General features: G+C 65.9%; 12 protein-coding genes. 2 read left to right on the forward strand and 10 right to left on the reverse strand.

The genetic code is table 11. The features are described 5' to 3' along the window. Positions 1-145: 145 nt before the first annotated feature. The 5 genes from A9973_RS17405 to ggt all read right to left on the reverse strand — a co-directional run bounded on the left by A9973_RS17405 (position 146) and on the right by ggt (position 7188). Positions 146-2014, reverse strand: a complete 1869-nt coding sequence (locus A9973_RS17405) for a dipeptide ABC transporter ATP-binding protein (RefSeq protein ID WP_183015101.1) — start codon at positions 2012-2014, stop codon at positions 146-148. A gap of 14 nt (positions 2015-2028) precedes the next feature. Further along, a complete protein-coding gene (gene nikC / locus A9973_RS17410) occupies positions 2029-2907 on the reverse strand; it encodes a nickel transporter permease (RefSeq protein ID WP_054426077.1) in 879 nt (292 codons plus the stop codon). After that, positions 2904-3848: an ABC transporter permease gene (locus tag A9973_RS17415; protein WP_183014978.1), complete on the reverse strand. Its 945-nt coding sequence runs from the start codon at positions 3846-3848 to the stop codon at positions 2904-2906. Before A9973_RS17415 ends, nikC begins: the two co-directional genes overlap by 4 nt. A 150-nt stretch (positions 3849-3998) precedes the next feature. Then, complete coding sequence (locus A9973_RS17420; protein WP_183014979.1) at positions 3999-5513, reverse strand: ABC transporter substrate-binding protein; 1515 nt, start codon at positions 5511-5513, stop codon at positions 3999-4001. A 46-nt stretch (positions 5514-5559) separates the two neighbouring features. Beyond that, entirely contained in the window at positions 5560-7188 is a 1629-nt protein-coding gene (gene ggt / locus A9973_RS17425) for a gamma-glutamyltransferase (RefSeq protein WP_183014980.1), read from the reverse strand. 93 nt (positions 7189-7281) lie between these two features. On the opposite strand from ggt, the gene A9973_RS17430 reads away from it, so the two are divergent. Next, positions 7282-8184 carry a LysR family transcriptional regulator gene (locus tag A9973_RS17430; protein WP_183014981.1) on the forward strand — a complete coding sequence of 301 codons (903 nt, stop codon included), beginning with the start codon at positions 7282-7284 and terminating at the stop codon, positions 8182-8184. 3 nt (positions 8185-8187) lie between these two features. Here A9973_RS17430 and A9973_RS17435 read toward each other — a convergent pair whose 3' ends face one another. From A9973_RS17435 to A9973_RS17450, 4 genes are all read right to left on the reverse strand, one after another. Next, a complete protein-coding gene (locus tag A9973_RS17435) occupies positions 8188-10359 on the reverse strand; it encodes a phosphocholine-specific phospholipase C (protein WP_183014982.1) in 2172 nt (723 codons plus the stop codon). A gap of 35 nt (positions 10360-10394) precedes the next feature. Next, positions 10395-10580, reverse strand: a complete 186-nt coding sequence (locus A9973_RS17440) for a hypothetical protein (protein WP_183014983.1) — start codon at positions 10578-10580, stop codon at positions 10395-10397. 21 nt (positions 10581-10601) lie between these two features. Next, positions 10602-12605 (reverse strand): LamG-like jellyroll fold domain-containing protein, encoded by a 2004-nt coding sequence (locus A9973_RS17445; RefSeq protein ID WP_183014984.1) that lies wholly within the window; start codon positions 12603-12605, stop codon positions 10602-10604. Positions 12606-12833: 228 nt separating this feature from the next. Further along, the gene (locus A9973_RS17450) at positions 12834-14801 is read right to left on the reverse strand and encodes a PhoX family phosphatase (protein WP_183014985.1); all 1968 of its coding nucleotides are present in this window, start codon (positions 14799-14801) and stop codon (positions 12834-12836) included. A 197-nt stretch (positions 14802-14998) separates the two neighbouring features. Between A9973_RS17450 and A9973_RS17455 the strand changes: the two genes are divergently transcribed. Beyond that, positions 14999-15442 carry a general secretion pathway protein GspC gene (locus A9973_RS17455; protein WP_183014986.1) on the forward strand — a complete coding sequence of 148 codons (444 nt, stop codon included), beginning with the start codon at positions 14999-15001 and terminating at the stop codon, positions 15440-15442. Positions 15443-15536: 94 nt separating this feature from the next. Here the strand turns inward: A9973_RS17455 and A9973_RS17460 are convergent, their stop codons facing one another. Next, positions 15537-15767, reverse strand: a complete 231-nt coding sequence (locus A9973_RS17460) for a hypothetical protein (protein WP_183014987.1) — start codon at positions 15765-15767, stop codon at positions 15537-15539. Between the last annotated feature and the right edge of the window lie 13 nt (positions 15768-15780).

Raw genomic sequence — 15780 nt, forward strand, 5'->3', positions numbered from 1 at the left:
ACGAAGATGACGACGGGGACGTCCGGAGCGAAGGCTCCGGACCGCAATCGTTGACCCGTGCCCGCCCCCACCCCGGCGCCGACTGCGCGTTAAGAACGCAACCGGTCAAACGCCGAATGCATCCTCAGCACCCAGCAACCCCGCCTCAATAAACCCCAATAGAATGCCGCGCCACAAAATGCCCGTCACCCACCGCCACCAACGGCTCCACCAACGGATCATCCCCCAGCTTACGCATCGGGCTGGGAATCTCATCCACCAGCAATGAGCGCTCCCGGTGCCGCCGTTGCGGATCCGCGATCGGCACTGCCGCCATCAGCTTCTTCGTATAGGGATGCTGCGGGTTTTCGAAGATCGCCCGGCGCGGCCCGATCTCGACAATCTGCCCCAGGTACATCACCGCCACGCGATGGCTGACGCGTTCGACCACGGCCATGTCGTGCGAAATGAACAGGAACGACACGCCCAGTTCCCGTTGCAGATCCAGCAGCAGGTTCACGATCTGGGCCTGGATCGACACGTCCAGCGCCGACACCGATTCGTCGGCGATCACGACCTTGGGATTCAACGCCAACGCCCGCGCAATGCAGATGCGCTGGCGCTGTCCGCCCGAGAACTCGTGCGGATAGCGGTCGATCATTTCCGGCAGCAGCCCGCACTTGTCCATCAACCAGCGCACCCGCTCCTGCGCAGCCTTGCCGCGGGCCACGCCGTGGATCAACAGGGGCTCCATGATGGAATAGCCCACCGTCATCCGCGGGTCCAGCGATGCGAACGGGTCCTGGAAGATGAACTGGATGTGCTGGCGCAGCGTCTGCATGGCGCTGCCGCGCAGCGCGCCGATGTTCTTGCCGTCGAACTCGATCGTGCCGCTCTTGCTCTTGACCAGCTGCAGCAGCGACCGGCCCGTCGTGGTCTTGCCGCAACCGGACTCTCCCACCAGCGACAGGGTCTCGCCGGGGTACAGGTCGAAACTGACTTTCTCCACCGCGTGCACGCGCTTCTGCACCCGGCCCAGGATGCCGCCGGTGATGTCGAAACTGGTCGTCAGGTCGCGCACTTTCAGCACCGGACCGTTCTCGCGGCGCACGGTCGTGGGCGCGGCCACGGGCGCATCCACCAGCGCGGCCGGATCGGCGACGCGGGCGGCTTCCTCCACCTTCAGCAGCGGGAACGGCGCGGGCTCGTCCGTGCCGTGCATGGCGCCCAGGCGCGGCACGGCGGACAGCAAGGCGCGCGTATAGGCATGCTGCGGACGCGCGAAGATCTCGTCCGAACCGCCCTCTTCCACCTTGTCGCCGCGATACATCACCAGCACGCGGTCGGCCACTTCGGCCACCACACCCATGTCGTGCGTGATGAAGATCACGCCCATGTTCATCTCTTCCTGCAACTGACGGATCAGTTGCAGGATCTGGGCCTGGATGGTGACGTCCAGCGCGGTCGTCGGCTCGTCGGCGATCAGCAGCTGAGGCTTGCACGACAACGCCATCGCGATCATCACGCGCTGGCGCATGCCGCCCGACAACTGGTGCGGATAGCGGTCCAGGATGGCGCGCGCCTCGGGGATTCGCACGCGTTCCAGCATGCGCAGCGTTTCGGCGCGCGCGCCGGCCGCGTCCAGCCCCTGGTGCAACTGCAGGGCTTCGGCGATCTGGTTGCCGGCGGTGAAGCTGGGGTTCAGCGACGTCATCGGCTCCTGGAAGATCATCGCCACATCGGCGCCGCGCACGCGTTGCAGCGTGCTGTCGGGCGCGTGGGCCAGATCCAGGACGTCGCCATTGCGGCGGCGCAGGAACATGTCGCCATTGACGATCTTGCCGCCGCCATACTCCACCAGGCGCATCAACGCCAGCGACGTCACGGATTTGCCTGAACCGGACTCGCCCACGATGGCCAGGGTTTCGCCGCGGTCGACGTGGAACGAGACATTGCGCACGGCTTCCACCGTGCGGTCAGGCGTTTTGAAGCGCACGGTCAAGTCATTGACCTGCACGACGCGTTTGGGATCCATGGTTGCCATAGTGATTACTTTTCCTGACGCGGATCGAGCGCGTCGCGCAGCCCGTCACCCAGCAGATTGAAGCCCAGCACCACCAGGAAAATGGCCGATCCGGGGAAGATCGACATCCAGGGCGCCTGGGTCATGAAGTTCTTGGCCGTGTTCAGCATCGAGCCCCACGACGGCGTCGGCGGTTGCAGCCCCAGGCCCAGGAAGGACAGGCTGGCCTCGGCGATGATGGCCGTGGCGATGGTGATGGTGGCCTGCACGATCAGCGGCGGCATCACGTTGGGGAACACGTGCCGGCCGATGATGCGCAAGTCGGACGCGCCCAGCGCGCGGGCGCTTTGGACATAGTCCTCGTTCTTGACCGCCAGCACCTGCCCGCGTGTCAGGCGCACGAACTTGGGCGCCGCCGACACGCCGATGGCGATCATCGCGTTGGTCAGGCTGGGCCCCAGGAAGGCGGCCAGCGCGATGGCCAGGATCAGGAACGGGATGGCCAGCAGCGCCTCGGTAGCGCGCGAAATGATGCTGTCGGTCCAACCGCCGAAGTAGCCGGCCGCAAGGCCGAAAGGCACGCCCACCACCAGCGCGATCAGCACGGACACCAGGCCCGCCATCAGGGACGCGCGGGCGCCATAGACCATGCGGCTGAAAATGTCGCGGCCCAGCTCGTCCGTCCCCAGCCAATAGGACGCCGACGGCGCCTTGCGGATGGTCGTGAAGCTGGTCTGCAAGGGATCGTGGTTGGCGATGAACGGCGCCAGCACGGCCAGCAGGACAAAGAAGGCCACGATGGCCAGGCCCAGCATGGCAATGTGGTTGCGTTTGAATTTTCCCCAGGCGCGGTTGCGGCTGCGGGGCGGCGTGACGGCTGCGGCCGTTGCAGGAAGTGCGCTCATGAGTGCCTCAGGCGGGGGTTGACCAGGATGTACAGGATGTCGGCCAGCAGGTTCATCAGGATGAAGCCCACCGCCACGCAGAGCACCACGCCCTGCACCACCGCGTAGTCGCGGGTGAACACCGCGTCCACCACCAGCTTGCCGAAGCCCGGAATCGTGAAGACCTGTTCGGTCAGCACGGCGCCGGCCAGCAATTCGCCGAACAGCAACGTCACCAGCGTGACGATCGGCATCAGCGCGTTGCGCAGGGCATGGCGCAGCACCACCTGGCGCGGCGACACGCCCTTGGCGCGCGCGGTCCGCACGTAGTCGGCGGACAGCGCCTCCAGCATGGACGAGCGCGTGTGGCGCATCAGGTACGCCGCGATCGCCGTGGACAGCACCAGCGACGGCATCAGCATCGTCTTGATCGACAGCCAAAGGTCTTCAGACGGCGACACGTAGCCCGAGGCCGGCAGCAGCTTCCACTGCACCGACACCACCATGATCAGGATGATCCCCAGCCAGAAATTGGGGATCGACATGCCGGACAGCGCCGCGATGTTGGCGCCCATTTCAATGGGCTTGCCCTTGCGCACCGCGGCGATGATCCCCATCGGGATGCCGATCAGCAGCGCGAAGAACATGGCCATCGCCGCCAGTTGCAGGGTGACGGGCAGCTTTTGCGCGATCAGCGTCGTGACGGGCACGTCGGTGCGCAGGGACTTGCCCAGGTCGCCTTGCAGCACCTGGCCGGCCCACGCCGCATATTGCATCGGCAGCGGATCGTTCAGGCGGTATTTGTCGCGCAGGTAGTCCAGGACGGCCGGGTCGCGCTCTTCGCCGGCCAAGGTCAGTACCGGATCGCCGGGCAGGATTTTTTGCAGCATGAAGACGATCATCGACACCAGTATCAGTGTCGGTATCGCGACGATCACGCGGCGCAAGATGAGTTTAAGCATGTGGGGAAAACCGTAGAACAGGAACGGCGGACGGCGTCAGGCCAACATCGCCCGGCGCGCGGCCGCCGCAAAGAACCATTGGATGCGTCGCCACAAACGCGTCGCCGCCTCCAACGTGCGCGGCGCCCCGGGGGCCGCCGCGCGTCGTCGTCACTTCTGCGCGAACGTCACACCCTTCAGGCGGATCATGCCGTCAGGATACGGCGTAAAGCCCTTGACCTTCTTGCCCATGGCGAACGGCCACGGCTGGTAGTAGTTGTACACGCCAGGCAACTCGTCCTGGATGATGGCCTGCGCCTGGTCGTAGATTTCCTTGCGGCGGGCCTCATCCGGCACGGTGCGCGCCTCGTTCAGCAGCTTGTCCACTTCCGGGTTGCAGTAATGGCCGTCGTTCAGCGCGCCCTTGCAGGTCACGAAGGCATGGACGTTGCCGTCGGGGTCGACCCGGCCGGACCAGCCCAGCATCACGATCTGGAAATTGCCGCCGGACGATTCCTTCTGCAGGGCCGCGTACTCGGTCGGACGCAGGGACAGGTCGAAGCCCGCCTCGGACGCCATCGCCTGGACGATCTCGGCGATGGACGACGTGGTCGTGTTGTTACCGAACACCAGCTCGGCCTTCACGCGCTCGAAGCCGGCCTGCTTCAGCAACGACTTGGCCTTGGCCACGTCGCGCTTGGTGACCGGGAACTTGTCGCTGTGGTAGGGGCTTGCCGGCGGGAACGGCTGCTGGGCGGGTTCGAAGATGCCGCCGCCCGCGACCTCGTTGATGGCATTGCGGTCCAGCGCGTACTGGAATGCCTGGCGCACCAGCTTGTTCTTGAACGGGTTGTCTTCGGCGCGGGGGCCGTTACCCACGTTGAACATGAACTGCTGGAAGCCCAGGCCGGCCACCGGCGCGAACGTCAGGCTGGCGTCGTTCTTGACCTGGGGCGCGTCCGACGGGTTCAGGCGTTCCAGCATGTCCAGATCGCCCGCGCGCAGGTTCGACAAGCGGACCGTGGTGTCGGGGATGGGCAGGAAGATCAGGCGCTTGAAGGCGTAGTCCTTGGCGTCGTAGTACTGGTCGAATTTCTCCAGCACGATGCGGTCGTTCTGGATGCGCTCGACGAACTTGTACGGGCCCGAGCACACCGGCTTGCGGCCGACCGATGCCACGTCGGCGTCGGCGAAGGTCTTGGGCGACAGCATCATGCCGGCACGGTCGGACAGCTGGGCCAGCAAGGTGGCGTCCGGCTTCTTCAACGTCAGCACCAGCGTCGACGCGTCCGGCGCATCCACTTTCTCGACCGAGGCCAGTTCACCCTTGCGCAGGCTGTCCGGCAGCGACATGGCGCGTTCCAGGTTGGCCTTGGCCGCCGCCGCGTCGAACTTCGTGCCGTCATGGAACAGCGCGTCTTCGCGCAGCTTGAAGGTCAGCACCTTGTTGTCGGGGCTGAACGTCCACGACGTGGCCAGCTGCGGCACGAAATGCAGCTTGGGATCAATGTCCACCAGCTTGTCGCACAGCGACGTGAACACGATCCGGCCGACGTAGGTGCGGGCGCGGTGCGGGTCCAGAACGTCGGGATCTTCCTGCAGGCCGATCCGGATGTTCTGGGCGCACGCGGCCCCCGCGGCCAGCGCCAGCAAGCTGGCGCCGAAGGTCATGGTCAAGCGTTTCATTGTGTTTTTCCCCTTATTGCTTGCGAGCTTGAATGTAGAAGCCGGTTTAGAAGCCGACCGCCTGGCCGTCGCGGCGGCTGTCGCTGGCGGCGACGTAACCCAGTTCGTTGTCGTTCTCGGACATGCGCCAGATGAACTGGCCGGCGCCGAAGTCCATGTAGGGATCGTCAACGGACTTCAAAGCATGCCCGAGGTCTTTCAGGCCCGCAATGGTGGAAGCCTGCATATTGGTCTCGATGTCCAGCGTGAAGTCGCGGTTGACCTTCCAGCGCGGCGCGCAGCAGGCGGCCTGCGGGTTCTGGTGGTAGTCGATCATGCGCACGACCGTCTGCATGTGGCCTTGCGGCTGCATGTCGCCGCCCATCACGCCGAAGCTCATGACCGGCTTGCCGCCGCGCGTCAGGAAACCCGGGATGATGGTGTGGAACGGGCGCTTGCCGCCTTCGACCACGTTGGCGGACTTGGGGTCCATCGAGAAGCCCACGCCGCGGTTCTGCATGCTGATGCCGGTGCCCGGCACGACCACGCCCGATCCGAAGCCCATGTAGTTGGACTGAATGAACGAGATCATCATGCCGTTTTCGTCAGCGGCGGTCAGGTAGACGGTGCCGCCGGCGTGCGGGCGGCCGGCTTCGAAATGCGTGGCCTGGTCCAGGCGGATCAGCTTGGCGCGGCTGTCCAGGTAGGCGTCCGACAGCATCTGCTCGGGCGTCACTTGCATGGCGCGCGGGTCGGCCACGTACTTGTACAGGTCGGCAAACGCCAGCTTCATGGCTTCGATCTGGATGTGCTGCGACTGCACCGAGTCCACGGGGATGTCGGACATGTCGAAGCGTTCGACGATGCCCAGCGCGATCAGCGCGGCGATGCCCTGCCCGTTGGGCGGGATTTCGTGCAGCTCGTAGCCGCGGTACGACTTGGAAATGGGCTTGACCCAGTCCGGACGGTAGTTGCGCAGGTCTTCCAGCGTCATCGCGCCGCCGCATTCCTTGCTGAAGGCGGCGATGCGCTCGGCCAGTTCGCCCTCGTAGAAGTCACGGCCCTTGGATTCGGCGATGCGGCGCAGCGTGTTGGCGGCGTCGGGGAAACGGAAGTGCTCGCCGACCTTGGGCGCGCGGCCTTCGGGCAGGAAGGCCTGGGCGTAGCCCGGCTGCGACTTCAGTTCTTCGGCGGCGGCGGCCCACTTGTGCGCCACCACCGGCGGCACGGCGTAGCCGCGCTCGGCGATTTCAATGGCGGGTTCGAACAGTTGTTCGAACGGCAGCTTGCCCAGTTTTTCGTGCAGGGCGGCCCAGCCGGCTACGACGCCCGGCACCGTCGCGGAATCCCAGCCGCGCTTGGGCTGGATGGCCAGGCCATCCGGGCCCGTGCCGTACTTGGCCTTGAAGTATTCGGTACTCCAGGCCGCGGGCGCCACGCCCGACGAGTTCAAGCCATGCAGTTCCTTGCCGTCCCAGACGATGGCGAAGCAGTCGCCGCCCAGGCCGCAGGACACGGGTTCGACCAGGACGATCGTGGCGGCCGCCGCGATGGCGGCGTCCACGGCGTTGCCGCCCTTGAGCAGCATGCGCAGCCCCGCCTGGGCCGCCAGCGGGTGCGACGTGGAGACCACGTTGCGCGCGAACAGCGGGATGCGTACGGAAGGATACGGGTTGCCCCAGTCGAAGGATTTCATGTGGCTTGTCTCATAACGGGTAAGCAGGCGAAGGTACTCTCGTGGTCTAATTAAATCAATTTGATTTTTTGTTCCGTCATAAAAGAAAATTTTATGAGTACCATCCGGTTTTTGCGCACTTTCCTGGCCGTCGCCCATCACGGCTCTTTTTCCGAAGCCGCCGAGCAAGTGGCCCTGACCCAGGCGGCCGTCAGCTTCCAGATGCGGTCACTGGAGGCCGAGCTGGGCCGAGAACTGTTCGACCGCAGCGGGCGCCTTGCCATTCTTAACGCAGCCGGACGGGAATTGCTACCTGAAATCAAGCATTTACTGGATTTATACGACCGAATGAGGTTGCCGCGCACCGTGCCGGGCGAACTGGCGGGCGCCGTGTCGGTGGGCAGCATCGTGTCGTGCATGGGCACCTTGTCCAAGGTCGTGTCGGGCTTGAAGAAAGCCCATCCGAAGCTGGACGTGCGCATCCTGTCAGGCAAGGCCAGCGAACTGGCCGGCAAGGTCGAAGACGGGGAATTGGACGCGGCGTTTCTGGTAGAGGCTGGACGCAAGATGGCCAGCACGCGCTGGACCCCGCTATATGAAGAGCAACTGGTGGTGATCGCCCCGGCGTCCGCCACAGGCAAGGACGCCCGTCAGGTGCTGGCGAACAATCCCTTCCTGCGGTTCGACCGCACCCAGCGCACCGGCCTGCAGATCGACCGCTTGCTGCGCCGCCTGGCGGTGCCGCTGACCGAATTCCTGGAACTCAACGCCATCGAGACCCTGGTGGAATTGGTGCGCCAGGAAGTGGGCGTGACCCTGCTGCCGTTGATCAACGGGTCCAATTGGCAGCACAGCCCGGAGCTGCGGATATTGACGCTTCCGGAAGACTTAGGCCCGCTTTCGCGGGCCATCGGCATGCTGGAACGGCGCGAACATGCGCGCCAGGGCATTACCGCGGCGATCTGCGACGCGTGCGCCACGGCTTTCCGGGCGCGCGAACCGCAGACCGCCGCCTGACCGTCAGGTCGCCATCGCCGGGTCGGTCACCGACGGCTTGCCGGTTTCGACGCGGCCGGCGAAGCGGCGCAGGTAGGACGGGTCTTCGGCCAGGCGGGCCGTGAAGTCGTACCAGTGGCCGCTGGCCTCCAGCGTCCAGTGCTGCTCGACCTTGCTGCCCGCGGGCACGGTCAGCGTCCAGCGCTCGTTGTTGCTGTAGTACGCGTTGGGCGTGACTTCGAACGTGCAGGCGTCTTTGCCGCTGTTGATGAAGCTGACATAGACGTCGCCGTTGGCGATGTCGTAGCAGACGCGGATTTCCGGGTCCAGCTGCGACGTGCGCGCCAGGGCCAAGTCGCCCGCGAAGTGGCGGTGATAGCCGTTGGGGCCCAGCACCCACAGGTCGTACTTGCCGCCGTCGGCCGCCGTGTCCCAGCTGCCTTCCAGCTGCTTATCGGGTTCCACCGTGTAGCGGCGCGGCAAGCGGTCCAGATGCAGGCGGTCATAGACGTGGAACACCGCCGCCTGTTTGCCCGTGTTGGAGAACACCAGCCACATGTTGCCCGTATTGGGCTGGCTGCGGCCGCTGGTGTGCAGTTCGTAGGGCAAGGCGCGCGAATAGCGCACGCCCTTTTCCTGCACCGGCTTGGCCTGGGTGCTGGGGTCGGGCAGCGGCACCGCCGTCAGCGCCTGCTGGGCGGCCCGCTCCTGGTCCGCGCCCGTGCGGGACAGGATGTTCAGGTCAGGCAGCTTCTCGTCGTTGGGCGTGGCGAAGTTGAAGGCCGACGTCATGTCGCCCAGCACGGCGCGGCGCCACGGGCTGATGTTCTCTTCCTTCACGCCGAAGCGGGCTTCCAGGAAGCGCAGCACGGACGTGTGGTCGAACGCCTGGGAATTGACCCAGCCGCCGCGGCTCCACGGCGACACCACGTACATCGGCACGCGCGGGCCCGGGCCGTAGACGCGGCCGTCGGCCGCGTCCTGGGCCGAGGCCCGGGTGTGGCGGTCCAGATCGGTGTTGACGGTGGACGCGCCGGCCATCGCGTCGTCATCGTCCAGGGACGGCGCCGCAGGCGGCGGCACGTGGTCGAAATAGCCGTCGTTCTCGTCGAAGTTGATCAGCAGGACGGTCTTGCTCCACACGTCCGGGTTCGACGTCAGCGCATCCAGCGTTTCCTGGATGTACCACGCGCCCTGGACGGGGCTGGACGGGCCGGGGTGTTCGGAATACGTGGCGGGCGCCACGATCCACGACACTTGCGGCAGCCGGCCGTTGTTGACGTCGTCGCGCAGGGCTTGCAGGAAGCCGCCGTCGGGCATGGTGTTGGCCGTGCCCTTGTACAGCGGGTTGGCGGCGTCCATGCTGGGGGTCCAGGCCGGGTACGGCGCGCCATTGGCGGAATTGCCCGCCTGCTCGTTGGCGCGGCGGTACTGCTGGAAGCCGGCCAGCGGGTTGTCGCCGAAGTTCTCGGGCAGGTTCTGGTAGACCGTCCAGCTGACGCCGGCCTTTTGCAGCCGTTCGGGATACGTCATCCAGGTCCAGCCGGTGGTGGACGCGCCCAGGCTATCCCACTGGTTGCGGGTCGACGGGCCGTTGCCTTGCGCCAGCGGATCGTTGGTGCCGGTCCAGTGGAACAGGCGGTTCGTGTTGGTGCCGCCGTGCGTGGAGCAGTGGTAGGCGTCGCACAAGGTGAACGCTTCAGCCAGCGCAAACTGGAACTCCACCTCTTTCTGGCGGTAGTAGCCCATCGACTGGTTTTGCTTGTAGAGCGGCCACTGATTCATGCGGCCGTCATTCCACGCCATCTGCGCATCCATGTAGTCGTGGGGCGTGCCGGACACGCGCTGGGCGTTGCCCTGCGTGCTGTCCAGGTGATACGGCATCACCACGCGCGTGCCGTTGGACTGTTCCCAGACCGAACGGTTCTGCGCCAGCGGGATCGTGATGCGGTCGCCGAAGCCGCGCACGCCCTTGAACGTGCCGAAGTACATGTCGAACGAGCGGTTTTCCTGCATCAGGATGACCACGTGCTCGACGTCGTTGATCGTGCCGGTGCGGTTGTTGGCCGGAATGGCCAGCGCGCGGCGGATGGCGGGCGGGAACATCGACAGCGCGGTCAGGCCGGCGGTGGATGCCGCGGCATTGCGCAGGAAGCGGCGCTTGCCGGCGTGGATCGGGTCTTTTTCGGACTTCACGGTTTCGTTTCCTATGACTCTGGAGGGCGCGCGGCTCAAGGCGCGCAACGCAGTTCGGGCTTGGCCGGGGTGGGCGGCACGGGCGTGGGGGTTTCGGTCCCGCCGCCGTTGTCGGGCTGGCTATCGTCGCCGTCGTCACCGCCGCATGCGGCCAGCGTCGCGGTCAGCATCAGCACGGCGCCGACACGCAGCAAACCGCGCAAGATCATGGAATTGCTCATGGTTTTTCTATCCTAGGAACATCAGGGAAACAGTTCGGAAACGGACTTGCCGGACATGGCCAGGGACTTCACCTCGTCCTCGGTCAGCGCGCGCGACCAGAAAGCCAGGTCGTCGAAGTTCATCGTGTAGGGGCCCTTGGTGCCGGCGCAGCAGATGCCGTAGGTGCCGCGGCCGTCTTCGTTCAAGCCGATGTGCGGTCCGAACACGCCGGCCACTTGCGCCAGGTTCACCGTCCCCGTGCCGACCGAGCGGCGCGAGTAGCCGATGTCCTTGTCATAGACGTAGGCGGTCATGGTCTTGGCGGTCTTGTCGACGGTCATGGCGACGTAGACCGGCTTGTTGGGCGTGAACTTCACGCCATTGATGTCGACCCGCGACCCGCCCGCCAGGTTGAAGCGCAGCTCGGGGCCGGCCCACTGGGCGATGGTGATGCCGGGGTTGCCGCCGGAGTTGTAGTCCTTGTTGCCCAAGATCGAGCGGTCGTTGGCCGTGCCGTCGGATTGGTACCAGAAGCCGATCGTGAAGGCCTGCACGCTGTCCAACAGCCCCGCGGGGTAATCCAGCTTGAAGGCGCCCAGGGCGGCGGCGCCGCGCTCGTTCTGGAACATCTTGCCGAAGATCCCCGCGTTGGCGTAGGCCGGCGCCTGCACGCCGTCGTACGGGGTGATCGCGCCCCCGCCCGCCGCCACGTCGGTCACGTTGCCTTCGAACGGGAACAGCATCGTCAGGCCGGTGCGCAGCGAGGCCAGCAGCGGCACCGGCTTGGCGTAGAGCACCGTAGCGCGCGTGGCGCTGACGGCGCGTCCGGCGGACACCGTGTAATTCAGCGTATGCACGCCTTCGGTATCGAATGTGTAGCCCGTGTCTTCGTACTCCGTGGCGGTGGCCGGCAAGCGCGCCACTTCGGCGCCGTCGCGGCTGACGACGATCTCGCCGCCGGGTTCGCCCACTCGCACCCAGGACAGCGTGACGGTCTTGTTGTCCATGGACGTGCGGGCCGCCAGGCGGCGCAGGGCCAGGGGTTCCGACAGCGGCGTGCCGGCCATGTCATAGGCGCCCGCGGCGGGCAACGCGCCCAGATGCGCCAACAACGTCGGCGCCACGTCGGCGGCGCTGGGCAGCGCATACCAGTTGTTGTCCCACACGCCATCGAACGACGCGTCGTCCGACGTGCCGCCCAGCATCGCCGGCTGATTGGTAGCCAGCACGATCGTCTTGTTCAACGACATCGGCAGCCCGTCGCTGGCGCCCGTCTTGTCCAGGCCATGGCTGGCGGCCACGACGATCAACCAGTTTTCGTCGGGATTCGCGGCGCGGCGGTCGGCGACCTGTTTGGCCAGCACACCCACGGCGGCGTCCGTCTGGCGGATCACCGCCTGGTAGCCCGCGCCAAAGCCGCCATCCGAGGCCGCGCGTTCGGCGGCGCCGAACTGGGCGACGACCACGTCGTAGCCTTCCGTAATGCGGTCGCGCGCCTGCGTGGCGACGCAATCGTCAACGCCCGCGCAGTCCGTCACGGCCTGCAGGTAGCCGGCGTCGCGATCGCGACCGACCAGCCCCGCCAGCAACGTCGAATTGAAGGCACCCGCCTGGCGCGCATCGGGACGCGCCGCCTTCACGCGCTGGAACAAGCTGGGCGACTTCGCCGCCTGCCCTGCGGCGTTGGACCGCACGCCATGCGCGTCGGCCCACTGGCCCGTCAGCAACGTGGCCCAACCGGGAACCGCCAGGGTGGGCTGTTGGGTGACGCCGCCCGTCACGCCGCCGGTCCAGGCGCGCGTGACCGTCAACTGGCCGATATTGGACAAGGTCTTGTCCGCCACGCCTTGGCGCATGGCGTCATAGGTCAAGCCATCGACGCCGATGAACAGCACCTTCTCGACGGCCGGCTTGCCCGGCTCGGTCACCGGCGGCGTCGTGGGCGGCGCCTCGGTGCCATCGTCATCGTCGCTGCCCCCGCAGCCCGCCAATGCGCTGGTAGCCAGCAACATGGCGCACCATCTTCTCCAATTCAATGCTTGCATGCTTGTCTTCTCGTTTCATGAACAGGTTTTACGCTGCGCACATAGTGGCCGCTCAACGTGAACCCCCCATGAAACGAAGGGCAGAAAGCCTGATCGACGGATCAGGATTCTTTGGCGACAAATCGGGATCTGCCCACGCATGAAAAAGGGACCGGCGTACCGGTCCCTGGCATTGCAGCGGGTGCGGCGCTGGCGCCGCTCCCCGCCGCTTCCGCGGCCCTGCGCGAACTACGCGCCGATCTTCACGCCGGTCAGGTAGCCGACCGATGCGCCGAAGCCGTCCTTGTAATTGGCCTTGACCAGCGGTTCCAGCGTCGGGCGCACCACCGCGTGGACGCCGCCCCAATCGGCCGCGTGCTGGAAGTTGCTGGTGATGTAGGTCCAGCCGTTGATCTCGTCCACGGCTTGCAGGCCCGTGGATTCCGCCGCCACCGGGCACGACAGCAGGCGCGACAATGCCTTCGTGTCGACGTTGTAGGCCCACATGAAGTTGTTGACGTGGCCGCCGCTGTCTTCGCCCACGAACAAGGTGCGCAGCTTCTCCGAGAATTTCAGGTTGTCGGGGTTCGAGATGAAATCGGCGTTGTGCGTGTTGCCCAGCGCATCTGGCGTGGCCAGCGGCTTGCCGACCAGTTCCGCCACTGCGCCCATGTCCACGGGCACCCATTCGCTGTCGATCGCGCTGCCGTCGGTATCCACCTGGCCTGCCTTCATGTGCAGCTGATACACCGCGCCGGCCGAGTTGCCTTCGACTTTCAGGCCCGGGACCTTGCCGTCGATCATCGACGATTCAATGCGGGACATGGCGCTGTAAGCGATCTTGTCGCGGGCGTTGACGGTCGTGCCTTCCATCTTGGTGAAGGCCAGCGTGCCGCCCGCCATCGCCGCGTAGCGGTGCGTTTCCAGGAAGGCCGCGGCTTGTCGCCGGCCCGGCTGCATCTTCACCCAGTTGTCCTTGCCGCTGTAGCGGATCTGCGTGAAGGTCGCGTCCGCCGGGTCGACCGTGCGCACGTCCATGATGTCGGCCGCGACCAGCTGGTCGGCCAGTTCCTTGACTTCGGCGCTGGTGGCATGGCCCAGCTTGATCCACTTCAGCGTGCCTGCGCCCGGGCCCGTGCCCGAGGTCTGCGTCCATTGCGCCACGTACAGCGTGCCCGCCGACAGGTCCGCCTTGCGGTCGGCCACGAACATGAACAGGCCGCCGTTGGTGGCGTCGTCGCCCATCAGCGCGGTGCGCTGGTCCGGCATCATCTGCACCAGCTCGTGCGAGATGCGGCCCATGCAGTAGTGCTTCTTGATGGTGCCCGTGCCGTCCGGATGCACGGTCACTTCCGGCATGTGGCCGTAGTGGTACGGGTTGGCCTTGGCGGGGTCGCCGTAGACGTTCTGGCTATAGGTCTGGAAAGCCGCCTGCGTGCGGGCGACCGTCGCGTCCGGCTCGTATTCTTCGCTGGACAAGTGGGTGCCCCAGGGCGACAGGCTGGCGCCACAGGTGATCCACAGGCCATGCACCGACGCCGTGTCCACATTGCTGTACTTCACCAGGCTCAGTTTGCCGGTGTTCGGATCTTGCGACAGAGTCAGCACGGCGATCGGCGACGGCAACAGGCCGTACATGTCGGCGCCGGCCTGGTTCATCGACTGGTATTCGAACTGCACCACGGCGTAGACCGCGTTGCCGGCAACGCCGGCGACCTTCGTCGGTTCCGACAGGGCCAGCAGCGACGTGCCGTCCGGACAGTTCGAGAAGAATTGGCGGGCCTTGGCGGGCACGGAGTCATCCATGATGGGCGCGCCGGCCAGGTTGAAATAGCCGCCCGCCACCATCGTGCCGCCCTTGCCGTCCGGCACCGCGTCGCCCGTCATGAAGAACGGCTCGTAGCCCAGCTCGACGGTGCGCTTGGAACCGTCGCTGAAGGTCAGCGCCAGCGCCGAGCTCACGGTGGTGCGCGCCATCAGCTGGGGCGTGGCCAATGTCGGCGCGGGCATCGACGTGAACGCGGCGGACGTGAACGTCACCGGCGTGGTCGACGGATTGGGATTCGGATTCGTCGAGCCATCGCCGTCGTCATCGTCGTCGCTCGAATTACAGCCGGCCAGCAGCGCAGCCATGCTGACGCCGCCGATCGGCAGCATCGGCGCGCCTCCCAGCATCTTCAGGAGGCGGCGGCGGTTGGCTTGATTCGTATCTTGCATGCGGGTGTCCCAGTTGGATCGGATAAGTGCTCTGCCGGAAGGGTCGAGCGTTGTCCGCATGCTAGAGAGGCGCCGTGTAAGCGCAATGACAGAAAGCTGTACGGAACCTGAATCGAAGGCGAGTTTCCGGTATCGGCGTTGTCATGAACGGGCGCTATAGTCGGGCGCGTCGCTTTTACGTAACCGCTGCGGTCCTCATGCCTCTTTCCTTGCGCCCCTCCCTGCCTTCCGCGCCCGCCGCGTTGCGCGTCCTTGCCGTGCTGGCGTTTGCCGCGGGCGTGGGCGTATGGGCCGCGGTGCTGCTCGCGCCCCGCCCCGGCCCGTTGCCGCCCGCCGTGTCGGCCGCCGCGCCGCGCGCCGCCGACAACACGCCGGTGGCGCGATGGTTCGGAAAAGACGAAGTGATGCGCACGCAGATCAGCGTGCTGGGTCTGATTGCGGCCGGCCCCGATGGCGCGGCGGTGCTGAGCGTGGATGGCGGCCCGCCACTGGCTTACCGGGCAGGCGGCGAAGTGGCCCCCGGCATCGTGCTGCGCGATATCGCAGTGGACGCCGTGACGGTGGAGCAAGGGGGAAGATTGAACCGCCTGGCAACGCCCGCCGCGCTGGCGGCGCCCGCGGGAATCGCACAGGTGAATTGAAACGCGGGGATTTGAACCGCGTGGAGTTAAAACGCGGGAATTTAAGACAGATTGCTTGCAGGCCGGGCGGCGCTTCCTTTCAAGCGCCTGCCGATCAGCGCTTGCGGCCCGCGGGGCGACCCATTTGCTTGCGGCCTGCCAGGTTCGCCAGGGAGGAACCTGCCGGTTTCTGTGTGGCGGCAGCCTGCTTCTTCTGTTGAAGCGCCTTTTCAACCAACGCCGCCAATCCAGTCGAAGACTTCTCTTTTGTAGCCATTACCGCTCCTTGTAGAAAGGCCATGGTAGCAGGCGGGCGGCACGGCAACGCATTACTGTCATATTTCATGTCCACAATTCCG

Source organism: Achromobacter sp. UMC46 (assembly GCF_014170335.1).
Taxonomy (GTDB): domain Bacteria; phylum Pseudomonadota; class Gammaproteobacteria; order Burkholderiales; family Burkholderiaceae_B; genus Achromobacter.

Bases quoted from the DNA above. Each gene is read 5' to 3' on its own strand.
- A9973_RS17415 (WP_183014978.1), bottom strand. From the start codon at position 3,848: ATGCTTAAACTCATCTTGCGCCGCGTGATCGTCGCGATACCGACACTG.
- A9973_RS17460 (WP_183014987.1), bottom strand. From the start codon at position 15,767: ATGAAATATGACAGTAATGCGTTGCCGTGCCGCCCGCCTGCTACCATG.
- A9973_RS17455 (WP_183014986.1), top strand. From the start codon at position 14,999: ATGCCTCTTTCCTTGCGCCCCTCCCTGCCTTCCGCGCCCGCCGCGTTG.
- A9973_RS17445 (WP_183014984.1), bottom strand. From the start codon at position 12,605: ATGCAAGCATTGAATTGGAGAAGATGGTGCGCCATGTTGCTGGCTACC.
- A9973_RS17450 (WP_183014985.1), bottom strand. From the start codon at position 14,801: ATGCAAGATACGAATCAAGCCAACCGCCGCCGCCTCCTGAAGATGCTG.
- A9973_RS17440 (WP_183014983.1), bottom strand. From the start codon at position 10,580: ATGAGCAATTCCATGATCTTGCGCGGTTTGCTGCGTGTCGGCGCCGTG.
- ggt (WP_183014980.1), bottom strand. From the start codon at position 7,188: ATGAAATCCTTCGACTGGGGCAACCCGTATCCTTCCGTACGCATCCCG.
- nikC (WP_054426077.1), bottom strand. From the start codon at position 2,907: ATGAGCGCACTTCCTGCAACGGCCGCAGCCGTCACGCCGCCCCGCAGC.
- A9973_RS17430 (WP_183014981.1), top strand. From the start codon at position 7,282: ATGAGTACCATCCGGTTTTTGCGCACTTTCCTGGCCGTCGCCCATCAC.
- A9973_RS17420 (WP_183014979.1), bottom strand. From the start codon at position 5,513: ATGAAACGCTTGACCATGACCTTCGGCGCCAGCTTGCTGGCGCTGGCC.
- A9973_RS17405 (WP_183015101.1), bottom strand. From the start codon at position 2,014: ATGGATCCCAAACGCGTCGTGCAGGTCAATGACTTGACCGTGCGCTTC.